Annotated in this window: 15 protein-coding genes; 4 read left to right on the top strand and 11 right to left on the bottom strand. The window is 68.9% G+C overall.

What is annotated here, in order from left to right; genetic code table 11:
• Positions 1–205: 205 nt before the first annotated feature.
• The 3 genes from C6376_RS09495 to C6376_RS09485 all read left to right on the top strand — a co-directional run bounded on the left by C6376_RS09495 (position 206) and on the right by C6376_RS09485 (position 3322).
• Positions 206–1279, top strand: a complete 1074-nt coding sequence (locus C6376_RS09495) for an AAA family ATPase (protein WP_107448863.1) — start codon at positions 206–208, stop codon at positions 1277–1279.
• The gene (locus tag C6376_RS09490; protein WP_107443020.1) at positions 1276–2373 is read left to right on the top strand and encodes a ParB/RepB/Spo0J family partition protein; all 1098 of its coding nucleotides are present in this window, start codon (positions 1276–1278) and stop codon (positions 2371–2373) included. Before C6376_RS09495 ends, C6376_RS09490 begins: the two co-directional genes overlap by 4 nt.
• A gap of 331 nt (positions 2374–2704) precedes the next feature.
• Complete coding sequence (locus C6376_RS09485; RefSeq protein ID WP_107443019.1) at positions 2705–3322, top strand: GNAT family N-acetyltransferase; 618 nt, start codon at positions 2705–2707, stop codon at positions 3320–3322.
• A 122-nt stretch (positions 3323–3444) separates the two neighbouring features.
• Here the strand turns inward: C6376_RS09485 and trxA are convergent, their stop codons facing one another.
• The 7 genes from trxA to C6376_RS09450 all read right to left on the bottom strand — a co-directional run bounded on the left by trxA (position 3445) and on the right by C6376_RS09450 (position 13298).
• Positions 3445–3777, bottom strand: a complete 333-nt coding sequence (gene trxA, locus C6376_RS09480; RefSeq protein WP_107443018.1) for a thioredoxin — start codon at positions 3775–3777, stop codon at positions 3445–3447.
• Positions 3778–3820: 43 nt separating this feature from the next.
• A complete protein-coding gene (gene trxB / locus C6376_RS09475) occupies positions 3821–4789 on the bottom strand; it encodes a thioredoxin-disulfide reductase (protein ID WP_107443017.1) in 969 nt (322 codons plus the stop codon).
• 190 nt (positions 4790–4979) lie between these two features.
• A complete protein-coding gene (locus C6376_RS09470) occupies positions 4980–5933 on the bottom strand; it encodes an anti-sigma factor (RefSeq protein ID WP_107443016.1) in 954 nt (317 codons plus the stop codon).
• Positions 5930–6676 (bottom strand): RNA polymerase sigma factor SigM, encoded by a 747-nt coding sequence (gene sigM / locus C6376_RS09465; RefSeq protein WP_107443015.1) that lies wholly within the window; start codon positions 6674–6676, stop codon positions 5930–5932. Before sigM ends, C6376_RS09470 begins: the two co-directional genes overlap by 4 nt.
• Positions 6677–6702: 26 nt before the next feature.
• Positions 6703–8418: a protein kinase family protein gene (locus tag C6376_RS09460; protein ID WP_107443014.1), complete on the bottom strand. Its 1716-nt coding sequence runs from the start codon at positions 8416–8418 to the stop codon at positions 6703–6705.
• A gap of 138 nt (positions 8419–8556) precedes the next feature.
• Positions 8557–10854, bottom strand: coding sequence for a murein biosynthesis integral membrane protein MurJ (gene murJ / locus C6376_RS09455; protein WP_107443013.1), 2298 nt, complete (start codon positions 10852–10854; stop codon positions 8557–8559).
• Positions 10855–10898: 44 nt separating this feature from the next.
• Positions 10899–13298 carry a DUF6049 family protein gene (locus tag C6376_RS09450; protein ID WP_107443012.1) on the bottom strand — a complete coding sequence of 800 codons (2400 nt, stop codon included), beginning with the start codon at positions 13296–13298 and terminating at the stop codon, positions 10899–10901.
• 267 nt (positions 13299–13565) lie between these two features.
• Here C6376_RS09450 and C6376_RS09445 point away from each other — a divergent pair, with 267 nt between their 5' ends.
• Positions 13566–15032, top strand: coding sequence for a CCA tRNA nucleotidyltransferase (locus C6376_RS09445; RefSeq protein ID WP_107443011.1), 1467 nt, complete (start codon positions 13566–13568; stop codon positions 15030–15032).
• Positions 15033–15185: 153 nt separating this feature from the next.
• Here the strand turns inward: C6376_RS09445 and C6376_RS09440 are convergent, their stop codons facing one another.
• The 4 genes from C6376_RS09440 to C6376_RS09425 all read right to left on the bottom strand — a co-directional run bounded on the left by C6376_RS09440 (position 15186) and on the right by C6376_RS09425 (position 18936).
• Complete coding sequence (locus C6376_RS09440; RefSeq protein ID WP_107443010.1) at positions 15186–15644, bottom strand: hypothetical protein; 459 nt, start codon at positions 15642–15644, stop codon at positions 15186–15188.
• 109 nt (positions 15645–15753) lie between these two features.
• Entirely contained in the window at positions 15754–17031 is a 1278-nt protein-coding gene (locus tag C6376_RS09435) for an MFS transporter (RefSeq protein ID WP_107443009.1), read from the bottom strand.
• Positions 17032–17125: 94 nt separating this feature from the next.
• Positions 17126–18208, bottom strand: a complete 1083-nt coding sequence (locus C6376_RS09430) for an inositol-3-phosphate synthase (protein WP_107443008.1) — start codon at positions 18206–18208, stop codon at positions 17126–17128.
• 44 nt (positions 18209–18252) lie between these two features.
• Entirely contained in the window at positions 18253–18936 is a 684-nt protein-coding gene (locus C6376_RS09425; RefSeq protein ID WP_107443007.1) for a PadR family transcriptional regulator, read from the bottom strand.
• Positions 18937–19172: the final 236 nt, after the last annotated feature.

The raw sequence follows: 19172 nt of genomic DNA, 5'->3' as shown, positions 1-19172 counted from the left end.
CGCAAGGGCCCGGCCGCAGGCGCTGTGCATCGTGTTTCACGTGAAACGTCGCTCACTGCTCCACGGCATCATCAGTCGCGGTCGCGCCGCAGCCGAACCCCGCGACCGCAAGCCTCTCGGTTCACTCGATGAGGTGCGCGAGTTGTCCGCAGAGGCGGATTTCTCCACAGAAGACCAGGCCTCACTGGTTCATGACCCCGAAGACATGGGAGGCTCTGTTCATTGCGAGCCTGAAGTCGAGGAGAGTGAAGCCTTGCGGTCCGACGCCAACATCGCGGGACCGATGACCGATCCGGTCCCCGGTCCCCGTACCGAGTCGTTCGGGGAGGATGTTTCACGTGAAACACCGCCTCCGATGGATGACACTCCGATCGGTCGTGCTGCCCAGCTCGCGGTGGAGGCTCTGGGCCGCGCCGGCGAGGGTCTGCCACGCCCCGAGCAGACCCGTGTGATTGTCGTCGCCAACCAAAAGGGCGGTGTGGGCAAGACGACGACAACCGTCAACCTTGCCGCGTCCTTGGCCCTGCACGGCGGCCGCGTCCTGGTGGTCGACCTCGACCCGCAAGGCAACGCGTCCACGGCACTGGGGATCGATCACCACGCCGAGGTCCCGTCCATCTATGACGTACTGGTGGACAGCCGCCCGCTGGCGGAGGTTGTCCAGCCCGTCCCTGATGTAGAAGGCCTCTTCTGTGCCCCGGCCACCATCGACCTGGCCGGCGCGGAGATCGAATTGGTCTCCCTGGTGGCCCGTGAGAGCCGACTGCAGAGAGCGATTCAGGCGTACGAGCAGCCGCTGGACTACATCCTCATCGACTGCCCGCCGTCCCTCGGCCTGCTGACGGTCAACGCGCTGGTGGCCGGTGCCGAGGTCCTGATCCCGATTCAGTGCGAGTACTACGCACTGGAGGGACTGGGACAGTTGCTACGCAACGTCGACCTGGTGCGGGGGCACCTCAACCCCACCCTGCATGTGTCGACGATTTTGCTCACCATGTACGACGGCCGGACGCGCCTCGCGTCGCAGGTCGCGGAAGAGGTGCGTACCCACTTCGGTGACGAGGTGCTGCGGACGAGCATTCCCCGCTCGGTCCGCATCTCCGAAGCGCCGAGCTACGGGCAGACGGTGCTGACCTACGATCCCGGATCGAGCGGCGCCCTCTCCTACCTTGAGGCAGCACGAGAGCTCGCGCTGAAGGGCGTCGGGGTCAGCTATGACGCCACGCACGCCCATATCGGCGCTCAGAACAACCCGAACACGGTGGAGGGCGTCCAGTGAGTGAGCGACGGAGGGGGTTGGGCCGTGGTCTTGGTGCGCTGATTCCCGCTGCCCCGACGGAGAAGACGCCGGCTCAAGCCGCGATCGGCGGAGGGTCCACCTCCCCCGCAGCGATGCCGGTGCTGACGACCGACCGGGGGGTGGCCGCTGCGAAGGTGGCCACGCTGCCGGCGGTTTCACGTGAAACAGAGGACTTGTCCGCGAGTGGCATCCTCGAAACACCCGCACCGCCCCTCGGCGCATACTTCGCCGAGATCCCCCTCGACCACATCACGCCGAACCCGCGCCAGCCGCGTGAGGTCTTCGACGAGGATGCCCTGCACGAGCTCATCACCTCCATCCAGGAGGTCGGGCTCCTCCAGCCGGTCGTGGTGCGTCAGCTCGGCCCCGGGCGCTATGAGCTCATCATGGGTGAGCGGCGCTGGAGGGCCTGCCGCGAGGCCGGCCTGGAGGCGATCCCGGCGATCGTGCGGGCCACGGATGACGAGAAGCTGCTCCTGGACGCTCTTCTCGAGAACCTCCACCGGGCTCAGCTGAATCCGCTGGAAGAGGCGGCGGCCTACGACCAGCTGCTCAAGGACTTCAACTGCACGCATGATCAGTTGGCCGACCGCATCGGGCGGTCCCGTCCGCAGGTCTCCAACACCCTGCGCCTGCTGAAGCTCTCGCCGGCGGTTCAGCGCCGGGTCGCAGCCGGAGTGCTCTCCGCGGGTCACGCCCGGGCACTGCTCTCGGTCGATGACTCGGAGGAGCAGGACCGGCTGGCCCACCGCATCGTGGCCGAAGGGCTCTCGGTGCGAGCGGTCGAGGAGATCGTGACCCTGATGGGCTCGCGGCCTCAGGCGGCTCAGCGGGCCAAGGGACCGCGGGCCGGCGGCCGGCTGTCGCCGGCCCTTACCAACCTCGCGACGCGGCTCTCGGACCGCTTCGAGACGCGGGTGAAGGTCGATCTCGGACAGAAGAAGGGCAAGATCACCGTCGAGTTCGCCTCGATGGAGGACCTCGAGCGCATCCTCGGCACGCTCGCTCCCGGAGAGGGGCCCGTGCTCCAGAAGGGGGTCGTGGACGGCGGCGCGGAGGAGACGGAAGACTGAGCGGTGGCTCAGCTCGGCACAGTCGGGCGGGTTGCGGAGCCGGTGAGCGAGCCGTGTCCGGATGTGTACCGGAACACGGCTCGCTCTTTGCTTGCGGGCGGTGTCGATGGTCTCGCATGGTGGATACGATGCGGAGGGGTTGTGGCCCATCCACCTGGCAGTACCTCGGAGCGGGAGGCGAGGGCATGCGAACGATGAGCCGGACCGGACTGGTGAGCGCAGGACTGGGACTCGGGGCGGTCGGCGGATTCGTCGGCAGCCTGCTCAAAGAACGAGGCGCTTTGACAGCCGCTCGCGAAGCCGCGGGCGAAGGAAGCGAGGAACAGCCTTCATGGGGCGTCGGCTCGTACCGCTCACGCTGGACAACCTTCAGGACCTTCCCAGACGTTGTCGCTCGTGTGTCTTCTGGGAGTTGGACCCCGTCAGGGGTGAGGCCGCGGTAAAGGCGGGGACATCCGCCGTCGAGAAGGAGTCCTGGATCTCCGCCGTCCTGCTGGACTGGGGATCGTGCGGCAGGGTCGTCTATGTGGACGACGTCCCCGTGGGCTTTGTTCTCTATGCGCCGCCCGCCTATGTGCCCCGTTCGACGGCTTTTCCCACGAGCCCCGTCTCCCCGGACGCCGTGCAGCTGATGACAGCGTTCATCATGCCGGGGTACCAGGGGCAGGGACTCGGCCGTGTGATGGTCCAGACGGTCGCCAAGGATCTGCTGCGGCGGGGCTTCAAGGCGATCGAGGCGTTCGGCGATGCCCATTGGTCCGGGCCGGCCTGTGTACTCCCTGCCGATCATCTGCTGGCGGTCGGCTTCAAGACGATGCGCTCGCATCCCGCGCATCCCCGCTTGAGGCTGGAGCTGCGGACGACGCTCTCCTGGAAGGAAGACGTGGAGATGGCGCTCGACCGGCTGCTGGGGGCGGTCCAGAAGGAGCCCGCGCTGCGGCCTCTGTAGGGGCCGTCGAGACGCCGGCCTTTTCAGCAGGCCGAAGTTTCACGTGAAACACGTGTGGGCCGACCCGAGAGAGTCGGCCCAGACGCATGTCGTGCAGCTTGCGAGGCTTCACTCGCCACGCATCACTCGGAGATGAAGGTCTCCAGGTCGCGTACGAGCGCGGCCTTCGGCTTGGCACCGACGATGGTCTTGGCGACCTCGCCGTCCTGGTACACGTTCAGGGTCGGGATCGACATGACGCCGTACTTGGCAGCCGTGGCCGGGTTCTCGTCGATGTTGAGCTTGACGATCTCGATCTTCTCACCGTGCTCGGCGGCGATCGCCTCGAGGGAGGGAGCGATCTGGCGGCACGGACCGCACCACTCGGCCCAGAAGTCCACCAGGACGGGCTTGTCGCTCTTGAGGACGACCTCTTCGAAGTCGGCGTCGGTCACATTCTTCAGGGTGCCGGCCACAGGGGGCTCCTTACTTCTCTGTGCGGTGGGGCGGGGAGGTGGGTCAGACGGTGGTCTTCTCGGGCTCGGCCTGCTCCTCGTCCGCGAGTGCGGCGAGGTAGCGCTCGGCGTCCAGAGCGGAGGAACAGCCGGTGCCGGCTGCGGTGATCGCCTGTCGGTAGGTGTGGTCCACGACGTCACCCGCGGCGAAGACACCGGTGAGGTTGGTGCGGGTGGACGGGGCGGCGACCTTCAGGTAGCCCTCCTCGTCGAGGTCGAGCTGGCCCTTGAAGAGCTCGGTGCGCGGGTCGTGGCCGATGGCGATGAACAGGCCCGTCACCGCCAGGTCCGACAGCTCGCCGGTCTTGAGGTTGCGCAGCTTCAGCCCGGCCAGCTTCGGGTCACCGTGGATCTCCGCGACCTCGCTGTCCCATACGAACTTGATCTTCGGGTCGGCGAAGGCGCGCTCCTGCATCGCCTTGGAGGCGCGCAGCGTGTCCCGGCGGTGGACGATCGTCACGGACTTGGCGAAGCGCGAGAGGAAGGTGGCCTCCTCCATCGCGGTGTCGCCGCCGCCGATCACGGCGATGTCCTGGTCCTTGAAGAAGAAGCCGTCGCAGGTGGCACACCAGGAGACGCCGCGTCCGGACAGGGCGTCCTCGTTGGGCAGGCCGAGCTTGCGGTGCTGGGAGCCGGTGGCCACGATGACGGCCTTGGCGCGGTGGATCGTGCCGACGGTGTCCGTGACGGTCTTGATCTCACCCGTGAGGTCCACCGAGACGATGTCGTCGGGGATCAGCTCGGCACCGAAGCGCTCCGCCTGGGCGCGCATGTTGTCCATGAGCTCGGGACCCATGATGCCGTCCTGGAAGCCGGGAAAGTTCTCGACCTCGGTGGTGTTCATCAGAGCACCGCCCGCGGTGACGGCGCCTTCGAACACCAGCGGCTTCAGCGATGCGCGCGCGGTGTAGAGCGCGGCGGTGTAGCCGGCGGGACCGGAGCCGATGATGATCACGTTACGGACGTCGCTCACGGCTGGATTCCTCGTCTCTGGGGACTGCATCGGTCGAGCGGTGGGAGCTACTTGGACTCTCACCCCACCCAACGGATCCTAAGGGGCGCGCATTCCCGGTGTGTCCGGGCACACGGAGGGACGGACCGCAGGGAACGCCGAAGGAGAGACGAGGCAGGAAGGCGGGCGTCGGTGACGCGGGAAATCCGTGTCAGTGACGGGGGTAAGAGGTCGTCAGGAGAACGTCGGCCGGACTCGTCGACGGGTGATTCACACAGGTGCTGTCCACGATGTAGGCGTCGACCCGTGTGCGGTCCGAGGTGTCGGGAAGTACGACGAGCAGAGCCGCCCTCCCTTGATACGTGCCCACTTCGGTGGCGAGAGCCGTATCGCTGCGACCGATTCCCTGTTGTACACACGACGGAACCGTGGGCTGGCGCAGGATTCGGGGCGATCCGTTGCCGGTCTCGCTGCCGGTCTCCCCCAGGATGCCCTTGTTCTGCGGAGCGCGGGAGTCTCCGGCCTTGTTCAGGAGCGCGGCGACCTGGCCCTCGAGCTTGCTCGTGGAGAAGGTGTCCGGCACGGTGGTCTGATGCGCCGAGGTGCCCGGGCTCCCGCCGCCCGTGAGGGACGACACCAGGACCGAGCCGAGTCCCAGCATCGCCGCAGTGAAGACCGTGCCGAGGACGGCTGCCCGGCGGCGACCGAGCCGCTTGCGGTTTCTGCGGTTGCTCTGGCCCTCCTGCCCCTTGTGAAGTTTCCGGCCCGGCCCCGTGGTGGCGCTGGGGGCATGCCCCGAGGGGCGGCCCGACGCCGCCGGTGTTTCACGTGAAACACCGGCCGCTTCCGCGTCGTCTGTGACGGAGGCGGACGCCTCGTGGGCATCGTCGTCATGGTCACCGGGGGCCGTGGCGCTCAGCAGGGCCTCGGCGGCGAGAGCGGCGTCGATACGGCGGGCGACATCGTCCGGCATCCGCGGCGGCTCGGGCAGAGTGCCGAGGAGGCCTTGGATCTCCTCCAGCGAAGAGTGGACGTCCGCACAGAGGGCGCAGGAATTCAGGTGCCGACGGACCGCGGCGCTCCGGGCGGGATCGAGAAGGCCCTCGGTGAGGTCGGAGATCTCTGCGACATCCGGGTGCCCGGTCGTGTCCTTCGTCGATGTCACGCCCGCCCACCTCCGCCCTTCACAGCAGCTGAATCGCCTGTCCCGGCGCTGTCCGGCCCCTCGGCGTGAGGATCCGCTGCCGGTGGGACGGATGCACCCTGCGCCAGGTTCCGTCCTGGACCGCTTTCCCTTCCGGGGCCCTCGGAGTTCTTGTCTGCGCCACCACCGGCCGGCCGTAGATGGGCGAGCAGGGGCAGGAGTCTCGCTCTGCCACGGGCGCAGCGGCTCTTGATCGTCCCGGTCGGCACGTCGAGCACGCGGGCGGCCTCGGCGACGGGGTAGCCCTGCATGTCCACGAGGACCAGCGCGGCCCGCTGGTCGGGCGGGAGGGTGCCGAGCGCCTCGATGAGCTGACGGTGCAGGTCGTTGCGTTCCGCGGGCGCGGACGCGGACTCGTGCGGCTCCAGCAACTGCTCCAGCCGCTCGGCGTCGTCGACCGGCGAGGTCTTGCGGGAAGCGGCCTTGCGGGCGCGGTCCAGGCACGCGTTCACCGTGATGCGGTGCAGCCAGGTCGTGACGGCGGACTGGCCGCGGAAGGTGTGAGCGGCTCGGTAGGCGGACACGAGGGCGTCCTGAACGGCGTCAGCGGCTTCCTCGCGGTCCCCCAGCGTACGCAGGGCCACCGCCCAGAGGCGGTCACGATGACGCCGTACCAGCTCACCGAAGGCGTCGGGATCACCCTCGACGTGAAGGGCGAGGAGGTCCATGTCGCTCATTGCGTCGTGTGCGGCGCCGTCCGCCATGGGCCTCCTCCCCCTCCGGTGAGACGTCAGCCCGTGAACTTCACGTCGGTGATGGCCTGCTTGTAGCCGCCGTCCGTCCACTGGTCGCCGGCGTTCTTGGGCGCGGCGGTGATCCATACGAGAACGTACCGCGTCTTCACCGCCGTCTTGGCGGAAATCCTGAGTTCCCGACCGGACGTCCGGGCTTCCGCGATCTTCTTCATGGACGACAGAGGAGCCGACGACGAGAGCGAATTGGCCGCGTACAGGTCGGCGGCCGTGTAGTCGCCGCCGTAGAGAAGCCCTATCGAGACCGCCGAGACGTCCGTCTCCGAGCCCAGGTCGTAGACGATGCCCACCCCCTTCTTGTACGGCGCGAGCACGGGCCCGGCGTCGAAGGAGCGTGACCGCCAGTACGTCGAACTGTCGCCGTCGTAGGTGAGCTTCGCGTCTTTGGCGTGCTGCGGGGTGCCGTCCGGGTAGTACTCGGCGGCGTCGTGGATCTTGAGCACACTGACCGGCTTGGGGGCCGTGCTGCTCTTGTCGCCCTCGTCCGTCGTCTGTGTCTGGTTGGTGTCGTCGGGCTTGCTCCGGTCCATCAGGACGTCCGCGAGCTGCCAGCTGCCGAGTCCGAGCGCGGCGATGAGGAGGGCGGAGACCGCCCACTTCAGGGCTTTGCCGGTGCGGCTCTGCAGCGGGGGCGGCGGCACCGGCACCGGCTGGGTGGCGCCCGGGCGCGGCGCGGGGCGGCCGTAGGTGCCCTGCTGGTACGTCGTGCGCTGGTATTCCGGCGGTGCGGTGAACGCCGGCTCCGGCGGGCGGATGCGGGGCATCTCGCCGATCGCCTTCACCAGCTCCTCCGGCGTGGTGCAGGCGGCCTCGTGCCGGGAGGCGGTCGCGCCGTCGTTGACGAGCGCGCGCATGGACAGCTCCGACAGCCCGCGGTGGACGCCGGCGCGCACCTGGTCCGGTGCGATGAGCCCGACGTCCTTGGGCAGCCCGGACAGCCCGTAGGCGTCGTTCTCGTAGGGCCAGCGCTGCGTGAGCGCCGCGTAGAGCAGGGCGCCGACCGCCTCGGTGTCGGTGCGCTGAGGGGTGTCGGTGGCGACGCCGCGCAGGGCGGCGTTCACGGCGAGGCCGCGGATGCGCCACTGCCCCGAGGAGGTGCGCAGCACGGCGTTGGGGTTCAGCCGCAGATGCGACAGGCCTTCGCGGTGTGCCGCGGCCATCGCGGAGGCGATCTGACTGACCATCTGGTAGGCGTCGTGCGGCTCCAACGGACCGGCCACGAGCAACGCGGTCAGCTCGGTGGCGTCGGGCAGCCATTCGTGGACGACGTAGACGAGGTCGTTCTCCTCGACGGCGTCCAGCACCTGGACGAAGCGGGGATCGCCGAGCAGGGCGGAGGAGCGGGCCGCGGCCAGCACCGAACGGGCCCGTGTGTGGTCCGCGGGCAGGATGTGGACGCCCACGGCCCGACGGAGTTTCTCGTCGACCGCACGCCAACTGCTGAAACCGTCCAGACGGGTGACGCACTCTTCGAGGCGGTAGCGCCTGGCGAGCTTGTGACCGCTGTGCAGTTCTGGCGGTGAGGCCTTTCCGGGATGTTCCGTCCCGCTGCTCCCCTGTGCCTCGTCGCTGTCCGTGTCCTGCTCCCGGTTCTTGACCACCCCGTCGGCCGTGGACTGGTCCGCTTGTGCGGTCAGCGGCTCGTCACCGCTGTTGTCTGCCACGTCGACGGCAGCTGTGCTCCGTTCCGCCACCGTCGTTCCTGCCTCCCCATCCATTGCGCGCCGTCCGACCCCGTGCGCGCCGTCCGACGCCGAACCCAATTGTGCCCACAGTCCGCCGCTATGCACGACACGCGGCGGCGGCCGATGGTTGTGCGCCTACCCCTGGTCTCAGCGACCCAGGCGTCCGCGCACCATACCCACGAGCGAGTTGAGCTCCTCGATGCGCATGCGGCGGGCGGCGACGAAGAAGACACCGAGCAGCAGCGCCCCGCCGGCCAGTAGCGCGGCGAACGAGCCCAGGACGCCCTGGCCGAGGCTGTGGCCGATGCCGTAGCAGGCCGCGCCGCTGATCAGGGCGGCCGGCACGGACGCGATGCACAGACGGGCGTACGTGCGCAGGACATGGGAGCCGTCGAGGTCGCCGCCCAGCCGCTTGCGCAGCCGGTTCCAGGCGACGCCGACGCCGATGGCGTACGCCAGGCCGTAGGAGGCCGCCATGCCGACCACCGCCCAGCGGGCGGGAAGGACGAAGTAGCAGATCGCCGAGGCGCTCGCGTTGACCGCGGCCACGATGACCGTGTTGTAGAAGGGGGTGCGGGTGTCTTCGTAGGCGTAGAAGGCGCGCAGGACGACGTACTGCACGGAGTAGGGGATCAGGCCGAGGGCGAAGGCCATCAGCATGAAGCCCATGTTGGTGGCCTCACCGGTGCCCGTGGAGCCGAAGATCAGCGTGCACATCGGGATGCCGAGCGCGAGGAAGCCGAAGGCGATCGGCACGATCGCGACCGCGGTGGTGCGCAGGCCCTGCGAGATGTCGTCGCGGACCGCGCCGCCGTCGCCCTCCGCGGCCGAGCGGGAGATGCGCGGCAGCAGCGCGGCCATCAGGGAGACGGTGATGATGGCCTGCGGCAGGCCCCAGATGAGCTGGGCGTTGGCGTAGGCCGCGAAGCCGGTGCCTTCGACCGGTGAGGCCTTGCCCGCCGACGTGGACAACTGGGTGACCACGAGCGCGCCGGCCTGATTGGCCAGAACGAACAGGACGGTCCACTTGGCGAGGGTCGCGGCCTTGCCGAGGCCGTGGCCCTTCCAGTCGAAACGCAACCGCAGCCGGAACCCGGTCTCGCGCAGGTACGGGATCATCGCGAGGGCCTGCACCACCAAGCCGAGCAGGATCCCGACGCCGAGGAGCCGTTCGGCCTCCGGCGGGATGGTCGTGACCTTCATGCCCGAGTCGGCGGAGGTGCCGTAGACATAGATGAACATGCCCAGCGCCACGATGATGACGATGTTGTTGAGGACCGGCGTCCACATCATCGCGCCGAACTTGCCGCGTGCGTTGAGGATCTGACCCATCACCACGTGAACGCCCATGAAGAAGATCGAGGGCAGGAAGTAGCGGGCGAATGTGACGCTGACCTCGTTGGACGCCGGGTCGCCGGCGATCGACGGGGACAGGGCTCGGATCAGGAGGGGGGCGGCGGCGACGGCGGCGACGGTGAGCACGCCGAGCGCCGCCATGACCAGGGTGAGCAGGCGGTTGGCGAAGGCCTCGCCGCCGTCCTCGTCCTCCTTCATGGCACGCACGAGCTGCGGCACGAAGACGGAGTTGAGGCCGCCGCCGACGGTCAGGATGTAGATCATCGTCGGCAGCTGGTACGCGACCTGGAAGGTGTCACCGAGGACACCGACGCCCAGTGCCGAGGCGATCAGCGCGGACCGGACGAAGCCGGTGAGGCGGGAGACCATCGTGCCGGCCGCCATGACGGCGCTGGACTTCAGCAGGCCCGCGGCGCGCCCGCCCTTCTTCGGGGCGGCCGCGGCGTCGGGCACGGGCGCCGCGTCGGGCGTGGCGGTGAGGTTCATCGTCTGGTCCACCGCGGGGGACGGGGCGGCCGGGGCCTGGTAGCGGGCAGCCGCCGACCGTCCGCCGGGAGCCTGGGCCGGGCCCGGCACGGCCGGGGGCTCCGTCGAACCGGCCTGCTGTGGATGACCGCTCTGCTGCTGGTCCCGGAAGAGGTGGGCGAAGGCGTCGGGCTGGTGCTGCTGCTCGCCGGAGTGCGTCACCAGGTCGTCGACGCCGACGAACTGGGTGGTGCGCGGGTCGTCGCCGTAGGGCAGGTACTGGGTGGGGCCCTCCGGTTCGGGCGCCGGGGTCTGGGCCCACCTGCGCGGGTCGGGGGCGTACGGGGACTGCTCAGGCGTGCCGTACAGCGGCTGCGGCGGCTGCGGCGGCTGGTGGGCGCCCGGGGACGGCGGGGGGTGCGCGGCACGGTCGTAGAGCGCCTCGGCGACCGGGTCCTGCGCGGTGAGGTCCTGGGACCGGTAGGGGTCCTGGTCGTAGGCGTCCTGGAGGTACATGTCCGCGGGGTGCTGTGGCGGCACCTGCCCGTTCTCGGGCGGCATGCCCTCGGGAGGGCCCGAGCCGCCCGCGGCCTGGCCGCGGTCACCCTCGTACGGCGCGTTCATGGTTACCCCACCTCATCGTCCCGGGCCCACCGGCCACGACATCCTCAACGGTCCACTCTCTCACCCGTGCCGGACGGCTCCGCGCTTTCCGCTCCGGTGTCCGGTGTCCCGTCACTCGGCTGCTGCGCGCCGTCCACCCCGGCCGGGACGCCGGACTCCTCCTCGGCATGCTCCACGGAATCCCCGGGGTTCTCCGGGCCGGCGGGGGGCTCGCCCGCCGGCCCGGAACCGGTCTCCCCGGTCTCCCGGGCCTCGTCCGGCTCCTCGGTCTCCCGGGCCGCGGCGCGCTTGCGGTGGGTGTACATGCGGAAGCCCGCCAGCACGAGCAGCAGGACGCCTCCGCCGATGACCAGCATCACCGTGGCCGTGATCTCGGTCACCTTCACCTCGAAGGCGACCGCCGTGCCGTACTTGCGGCCGTCCTCGGTGTACAGCTGCGCGATCACCCGCGTCTGGCCGTTGACGTTGGCCGACGTGGTGAACTTCACCGTCGAGGTGTGTCCGCCGGAGACGGTGACCCGCTGCTCGGTGTAGTCGTCGCCGCCGATCTCCAGACGGGTCGGGTTGGTCGAGGTGAGCCGAAGGATCAGGTGGTCGACGCCTTGTACCAGGTTGTTCTGCACGGTCACCGGGATCATGGCGCTGCGCCCGGAGAGCTTCGTGTCCGACTTGTCGATCAGCTTGACCTGGCCGGTGAGCGTGTCGAGGTACGCCCGCACGCTTTGCCGGAACGCGCTCGCGGCCGTGCTGCGGCCTCGCCAGGACGTGGACATCTCGCGGTTTATGGCCCGCCCGAAGGGTGTCACCACGCGGGCTTCCCGGGCGAGGATCACCTTGAAGTTGTCGAGTTCTTCCTGGGTCTCGGCCATCTGCTCGAAGGCCGAGCGGGGCAGTTGCTGTTTGCGCAGCGCGGAGGGGTACGCCTTCTTCGACGGCACCGTGGTGCTGGCCCGCGGATCGGGCTTGGCCTTGGCGGCTGCCGTGAGCTGCTGGGACTGCGACCAGGTGCTGGTCTGGAGCGTCGTGAGGGCTTGCGCCAGTGCCCGGGCCTGGGAGGCGGTCTGCATGCGTTCCGGGGCGACGACGATGCTGCGCTGCTTGTCCGTCTGCAGGTTCAGCTCAAGGCTCTGTGCGAGGAACTCCTGCACGGCGAGCGTGGTCGCGGAGGCCCTCGTCAGATCGCCCTGGAACGCCGTCGACAGCCGCGCGTCCGCCACCACCGCCGTGGTCCCGCCGCCGATGGGCCGGGCCGCGGACGGAGTGTACGAGAGGTCGCCTTCGGTCAGGCTGTCGCTGCGTGCGATCACCTTGTCGGCACCGGCGGAGGTGGCCACCTTCACGATCGAGGGGTCGACCGCGCCTTCCACCGGCCAGGCGAAGTCGGTGCTCGGGGTCACGTGGAGCACCGTCTCCACCGTGGTGGCGGCGACGTCGGTGGCCGCCTTCAGCTGGTTCAGCGAACCGGTGACGCCGGTGCCGTTGTGCGCGAGCGAGGCCAGGTCTGGGTCGGCGAAAGGCAGCGCCACGACTTCCTTGCCGGTCACCGCGCTCTGCAGGTCGGCGAGCCACTGCTTGGCGACCGCCTGCCGGGTGCCGGCCGTTGTGGTGTCGCCCTCGCCGCGGATCCGGTAGCTGCCGGTCATGGCGTCGACGGACGCCAGCAGGTCCGGGTCGATCACCCAGGTGACGTCGAGTGCCCTGCCGAGGCTCAGGAGCTGGTCGAGACGGCCTCCGGGAGCGATCTCACGGGCCAGGTCGTCGTTGAGGAAGACCGGCGTCTGCTGGGCGTTCGAGCCGGTCTCAGCCGTCATGTGGACGCCGGAGGTCAGCGGCCACAGCACGGTCGTCCGGGTACGGGTGTCCGCGGTGTCGGGCTGCCACGGCAGGAAGGTCCGCTGGACGCCGAGCACCTGTTCCCACTGCCTGGCCGACGTCTCGCCGGACAGGGTGACGCTCAGCGGGTAGACGCCGTCCTTGTCGAGGTCGAGCTTGGCGACCGGGACGGCGATGGTGAAGTGCTCGGCGACGCCCGGCGTGAGCCTGGTGAACTCGGCGACGTACTTGCCGCCCACCTCGGTGCCGTCGGCGGGGAGAGCGTCCGTGTGGTCGGCGGCACTGTCGATCGCCGAGCGGGTGGTGAGCGGGGAGCCCACACTCAGGCCCACGTGGGCGTCGGTGACCGTCTGCTTGCCGTTGTTGGTGACCGTGCCGGAGACGGTCACGGTGTCCCCGTCGCCGGGAGCGGCGGGGGTGAGCGAGTCGACCGCGACGGCCACGGTTCCCGCGTCGGAGGAGTCCTTGACGCCGGACTGGCCGGCGGCCTGCGCGGGCAGCTGAAGGAGACCGGCCAGCAAGGGCGCCCCGGCGAGCAGTGCGCCGGTGCGCCGCAGCCACCGGCGGGCAGGTGAGGGATGCATCCCCGGGAAGTCTGCCGCCTCGGCCACGCGTTCGCCCGTCCCTCGTCGTCGTCAGTGGTCGTCGGAATGTGCGTCCACGCATGGTAACGATGCGCGCTGAGGGGAAGTGCCGTGGAGTGCGCCACAAGATCGCGAAAGAACCATGGGCCGCCCGCTGTGTGCCGGTATGCAGGCGGACGTATCTATAGATCTTTATGGGCGGCAAACACCGGGTTGCACCCTTACCCAAGCGTACGTCCGGCAGCGCCGAAACTGGGCGGCCCCGGCTCGCCGGGCCACGTACCCTCTTCTGTTGTGCCGAACGCCAACGAAGACAATCTCAGCGCCCTGAGTCAGGTGCAGCACCGCGCCGTGAGCGAGCTCCTGCGGGTCGCCCCCGTCGCCGACGACCTCGCCCGCCGTTTCCAGGAGGCCGGGTTCTCCCTCGCCCTGGTCGGCGGCTCGGTCCGGGACGCTCTGCTCGGCCGGCTCGGCAACGACCTGGACTTCACGACCGACGCCCGGCCCGAGGACGTCCTGAAGATCGTGCGGCCCTGGGCGGACTCCGTTTGGGAGGTCGGGATCGCCTTCGGCACCGTGGGGGTCCAGAAGGAGGCCCGCGTCGAAGGCGTCGACCGATGCTTCCAGATCGAGGTCACCACCTACCGCTCGGAGGCGTACGACCGCACCTCGCGCAAGCCCGAGGTGTCCTATGGCGACTCCATCGAACAGGACCTCGTCCGGCGCGACTTCACGGTGAACGCCATGGCCGTGGCACTGCCCGAGAAGGTGTTCATCGACCCGCACGGAGGTCTCGACGACCTCGCGGCGCGGGTTCTGCGTACTCCGGGCACGCCGGAGGAGTCCTTCTCGGACGACCCGCTGCGCATGATGCGTGCCGCCCGTTTCGCCGCCCAGCTCGATTTCGAGGTCGCTCCCGACGTCGTCACGGCGATGACGGAGATGGCCGGCCGCATCGAGATCGTCTCCGCCGAGCGGGTACGGGACGAGTTGAACAAGCTGATCCTCTCCACGCGCCCGCGCAAGGGGCTGGCCCTGCTGGCCGACACCGGTATCGCCGACCATGTACTGCCCGAGCTGCCCGCCCTGCGGCTGGAGAGCGACGAGCACCACCGGCACAAGGACGTCTACGAGCACACGTTGATCGTCCTCGAGCAGGCGATGGACCTGGAGGAGGAGGGCCCCGACCTCGTACTGCGGCTCGCGGCGCTGCTGCATGACATCGGCAAGCCGCGCACCCGGCGCTTCGAGAAGGACGGCCGCGTCTCGTTCCACCACCACGAGGTGGTCGGAGCGAAGATGACCAAGAAGCGGATGACGGCCCTGAAGTACTCCAACGAGCTGGTGAAGGACGTCTCACGGCTGGTCGAGCTCCACCTGCGCTTCCACGGTTACGGCATGGGCGAGTGGACGGACTCCGCAGTGCGTCGCTATGTCCGGGACGCCGGACCGCTTCTGGAGCGCCTCCACAAGCTGACCCGCTCGGACTGCACTACGCGGAACAAGCGCAAGGCGGCGTCGCTCTCGCGGGCGTACGACGGACTGGAGGAGCGCATCGCCCAGCTGAAGGAGAAGGAGCAGCTGGACGCGATCCGTCCCGACCTCGACGGCAACCAGATCATGGAGATCCTGGGCATCGGTCCGGGCCCCGCCATCGGTAACGCGTACAAGCATCTGCTGGAACTGCGCCTGGAACACGGGCCGATGGAGCACGACGCCGCGGTGACCGCCCTCAAGCAGTGGTGGGCCGAGCAGGGCTGAGACTGGGATGGCGGGCATGTTTCACGTGAAACATGCCCGCCATCCCAGCCGCCGCGACTGCTGAACATGCGAGTGCGCCGCACCGGGCATGGCCGGCGCGGCGCACTCGCATGTTCAGAGCGACGTTTCACGTGAAACATCGCTTGCCATTGCCTACTTGATCGTCTTCAGGCAGAGGACGACGTCGTGGTTGTCGCCCGACTGGGTGTACGCGATCTCGGCTTCCTTGGCGGTGGCACACTTCTTCTCGTCGCTCGTGTCGTCGAACTTGCCGACGACCTTGTACTGGGCGTCGCCGGAGGAACAGTCGACCGTCTTCAGGTCGGGGCTCGACTGGCTGCCCTTGTTGTGCATGCAGCTGCCGACAGACGTGGTCTCGGCGTCGGTCTTACCCATCTGCCACTTGACCACGGCGATGATTATCGCGATGACTATGAAGCCGACGATGCGCAGCACCTTCTTGCTGACGCGCCTGCCCGGGGCCGCCGGCGGGACAGGTGCCTGCGGTGCGGGGCCCTGCGGCGGGTAGGGCGCCTGGCCCTCGGGCTGGCCGTAGGGCTGCTGGCCCTGCTGCGCAAACGGGTTCTGGCCCTGGGGCGGCGGAGTCGACACTTGGGGGTCCCCCTAGAAACTTAGGTGTGGCGCGAAAACATTCGCGAAGTAAGACGCACGTAAGTTACCGGGCCCCACTGACAACGCCGTAGCCGAGGGGGAGTCTGTGTCATTGATGTGACACGCGGCTACGTACAAAGCGGGCTATAGCGCAAGCATTTGCTCCGTAGATAACGGCGATCGTGACCACCAGCGCAGCGGAACGGCCGTCAGGCGGCAGCATCAGGGCGGAGACAGCGGCGGCGCCGACGAACGCGACGTTGAACAGAACGTCGTAGAGAGAGAAGATCCGGCCGCGGAAGTCGTCCTCCACGGAGAACTGGACGACGGTGTCGGTGGCGATCTTCGCACCCTGGGTGGCCAGCCCCAGCGCGAACGCGGCGACGAAGGCGGCGGTCCGGGTGAAGGAGAGCAACAGCAGGGGCTCCAGGACGGCGGCCGCCACGGAGCAGACGACGATCCAGCGGAGCGGGCCCAGCCGTCCGGCCGCCGCGGGCGTCACCACCGCCGCGACGAAGAAGCCGGCTCCGGAGACGCCCACCGCGACTCCCAGCAGGGCCAGCCCGTCGTCCGGGTCGGACGACCAGGCGTACCGGCACAGCATGAGCACCATGACGGTCAGGGCGCCGTAGCAGAACCGCATCAGGGAGATCGAGACGAGCGCCCAGGCGGCCTCCTTGCGGCGCGGCTCGCGAAGATGCCGCACGCCGGCCGAGAGGCCGCGGGCGGTGCCCCTGAGCGCGGTCGCCAGCCGGGGCCGGACCAGCGCACGGTCGGGGCCGAGCAGATCCGCCGCCATGGACAGGGACATGAGCGCGCCGCACAGATACAGCGTGCACGCCAGCAGCACCACCGCCGCATCCGAGTCCGCGACCACCAGCCGTAGGGCGAAGGCGAGACCTCCGCCCGCAACCGTGGCCAGCGTCCCGGCCGTCGGTGAAAGGGAGTTGGCCAACACCAGGCGCTCGCCGTCGACCACGCGCGGAAGGGCCGCGGACAGGCCGGCGAGGACGAAGCGGTTGACCGCGGTGACGCACAGCGCGGAGGCGTAGAAGAGCCAGTCGGGCACCTGGGTGACCATCAGGGCGGCCGTCGCGGAGGCCAGCAGGGCGCGCAGCAGGTTGCCGTGGAGGAACACCTGTCGGCGGCGCCAGCGGTCCAGCAGGACGCCGGCGAAGGGACCGACCAGCGAATAGGGCAGCAGCAGGACCGCCATGGCGGAGGCGATCGCGGTGGCCGACGCCTGCTTCTCCGGGGAGAACACGACGTAGGTGGCGAGCGCGACCTGGTAGACGCCGTCCGCGCACTGGGAGAGCAGCCGCACGGCGAGCAGGCGACGGAAGTTCCCGAAGCGCAGCAGGACGCGCAGATCACGGACGACGGCCATGGGCACAGCCTCACATACGGGGAGGGTCCCCGGGTCGGATGACCCGGGGACCCTTCTCAGCCCTGGCAGGAGCGAATTTCCGTTCGGGGTCGGGTTAGCGCTCGACCTCGCCGCGGATGAACTTCTCGACGTTGGCGTAGGCCTCGTCGTCGAAGTACTGGACCGGCGGGGACTTCATGAAGTAGCTCGACGCCGACAGGATCGGGCCGCCGATGCCGCGGTCCTTCGCGATCTTCGCGGCGCGCAGGGCGTCGATGATGACACCCGCGGAGTTCGGGGAGTCCCACACCTCGAGCTTGTACTCGAGGTTCAGGGGCACATCGCCGAAGGCACGGCCCTCGAGGCGGACGTACGCCCACTTGCGGTCGTCAAGCCAGGCCACGTAGTCCGAGGGACCGATGTGGACGTTCTTCTCGCCCAGCTCGCGGTCGGGGATCTGCGAGGTGACGGCCTGCGTCTTCGAGATCTTCTTGGACTCGAGGCGGTCGCGCTCCAGCATGTTCTTGAAGTCCATGTTGCCGCCGACGTTGAGCTGCATGGTGCGCTCGAGTCGGACACCGCGGTCCTCGAACAGCTTCGCCATCACGCGGTGCGTGATGGTGGCGCCGACCTGGGACTTGATGTCGTCGCCGACGATCGGGACGCCCGCCTCGGTGAACTTGTCCGCCCACTCCTTGGTGCCGGCGATGAAGACCGGGAGGGCGTTGACGAACGCGACCTTGGCGTCGATGGCGCACTGGGCGTAGAACTTCGCGGCGGCCTCGGAGCCGACGGGCAGGTAGCAGACGAGGACGTCCACCTGCCGGTCCTTGAGGATCTGGACCACGTCGACCGGGGCTTCGGAGGACTCCTCGATGGTCTCTCGGTAGTACTTGCCGAGACCGTCCAGGGTGTGGCCGCGCTGGACCGTGACGCCCTTGTTCGGGACGTCGCAGATCTTGATGGTGTTGTTCTCGCTGGCGCCGATGGCGTCCGAGAGGTCGAGGCCGACCTTCTTCGCGTCGACGTCGAAGGCCGCGACGAACTCGACGTCACCGACGTGGTACTCCCCGAACTGCACGTGCATCAGGCCCGGCACCTTGGTCGCCGGGTCGGCGTCCTTGTAGTACTCGACGCCCTGCACCAGCGATGCCGCGCAGTTGCCCACGCCGACGATGGCTACGCGAACCGAACCCATTCCGGTTGCTCCCTGTGTGTACGAGTGAGGCCCTGAGTGGGCGCTCACGTGGCGGTGTCGTCGGGCGAATCCGTCCCGGGAGTGTCCCCGGGACGGGGCAGGACGCCCGTCGATCCAGATGTGGTGTTCTGCTGAGCGGGCCCCCCGGAGTCGGAACCCTTCAGGTCCCGTCCGGCCCGCTCGCTCTCGATGAGCTCGTTCAGCCAGCGCACTTCGCGCTCCACGGACTCCATTCCGTGGCGCTGGAGCTCAAGCGTGTAGTCGTCGAGGCGCTCCCGCGTGCGCACCAGGGAGGCGCGCATCTTCTCGAGACGCTCCTCCAGCCGGCTGCGGCGGCCCTCCAGCACGCGCATGCGCACATCGCGTGACGTCTGCCCGAAGAAGGCGAAACGAGCGGCGAAGGTCTCGTCCTCGTACGCGTCGGGGCCGGTCTGCGACAGCAGTTCCTCGAAGTGTTCCTTACCCTCCGCCGTCAACCGGTAGACGATCTTTGCGCGTCGCCCGGTGAGGGGAGCGGCAAGGGCGTCCTCGGAGGTGTGCCCCGGCTCTTCGATCAACCAGCCGTTGGTGACCAGCGTCTTGAGGCAGGGGTAGAGCGTGCCGTAGCTGAACGCACGGAACACGCCCAGTGACGTATTGAGTCGTTTGCGCAGCTCATAGCCGTGCATGGGGGACTCGCGGAGCAGCCCGAGGACGGCGAACTCGAGGATCCCGGAACGCCGGCTCATCGTCGCCTCCCTTCGGTTCGTCTCTGAGTATCTCGCCCTGATGTATCGACTCGATACATCACGACGATAGAACGGCCTTCCGGATGCGACAAGAGGGGAACAGGTGAACGGGATCACATCACGGATTAGTTGGAGGCAGGTTGTCTGATTTGGGGTGAACTTCGGGGCTAGGCAGGTTTTGGCGGTGCGTAGTCTGTGCGCCATGCACACCACCGGGACCCACGAGACGCCGGGGG

It is taken from the genome of Streptomyces sp. P3 (assembly GCF_003032475.1).
Classification (GTDB): Bacteria; Actinomycetota; Actinomycetes; order Streptomycetales; family Streptomycetaceae; genus Streptomyces.
Note: the sequence above shows the minus strand (reverse complement) of the source record. Positions and strands in the feature narration are given on the sequence as shown.

Coding starts and splice junctions, on each gene's coding strand:
- C6376_RS09435 (WP_107443009.1), bottom strand. CDS start 17,031: ATGGCCGTCGTCCGTGATCTGCGCGTCCTGCTGCGCTTCGGGAACTTC.
- sigM (WP_107443015.1), bottom strand. CDS start 6,676: ATGGCGGACGGCGCCGCACACGACGCAATGAGCGACATGGACCTCCTC.
- C6376_RS09485 (WP_107443019.1), top strand. CDS start 2,705: ATGGGGCGTCGGCTCGTACCGCTCACGCTGGACAACCTTCAGGACCTT.
- C6376_RS09430 (WP_107443008.1), bottom strand. CDS start 18,208: ATGGGTTCGGTTCGCGTAGCCATCGTCGGCGTGGGCAACTGCGCGGCA.
- C6376_RS09495 (WP_107448863.1), top strand. CDS start 206: ATGGGAGGCTCTGTTCATTGCGAGCCTGAAGTCGAGGAGAGTGAAGCC.
- C6376_RS09425 (WP_107443007.1), bottom strand. CDS start 18,936: ATGAGCCGGCGTTCCGGGATCCTCGAGTTCGCCGTCCTCGGGCTGCTC.
- murJ (WP_107443013.1), bottom strand. CDS start 10,854: ATGAACGCGCCGTACGAGGGTGACCGCGGCCAGGCCGCGGGCGGCTCG.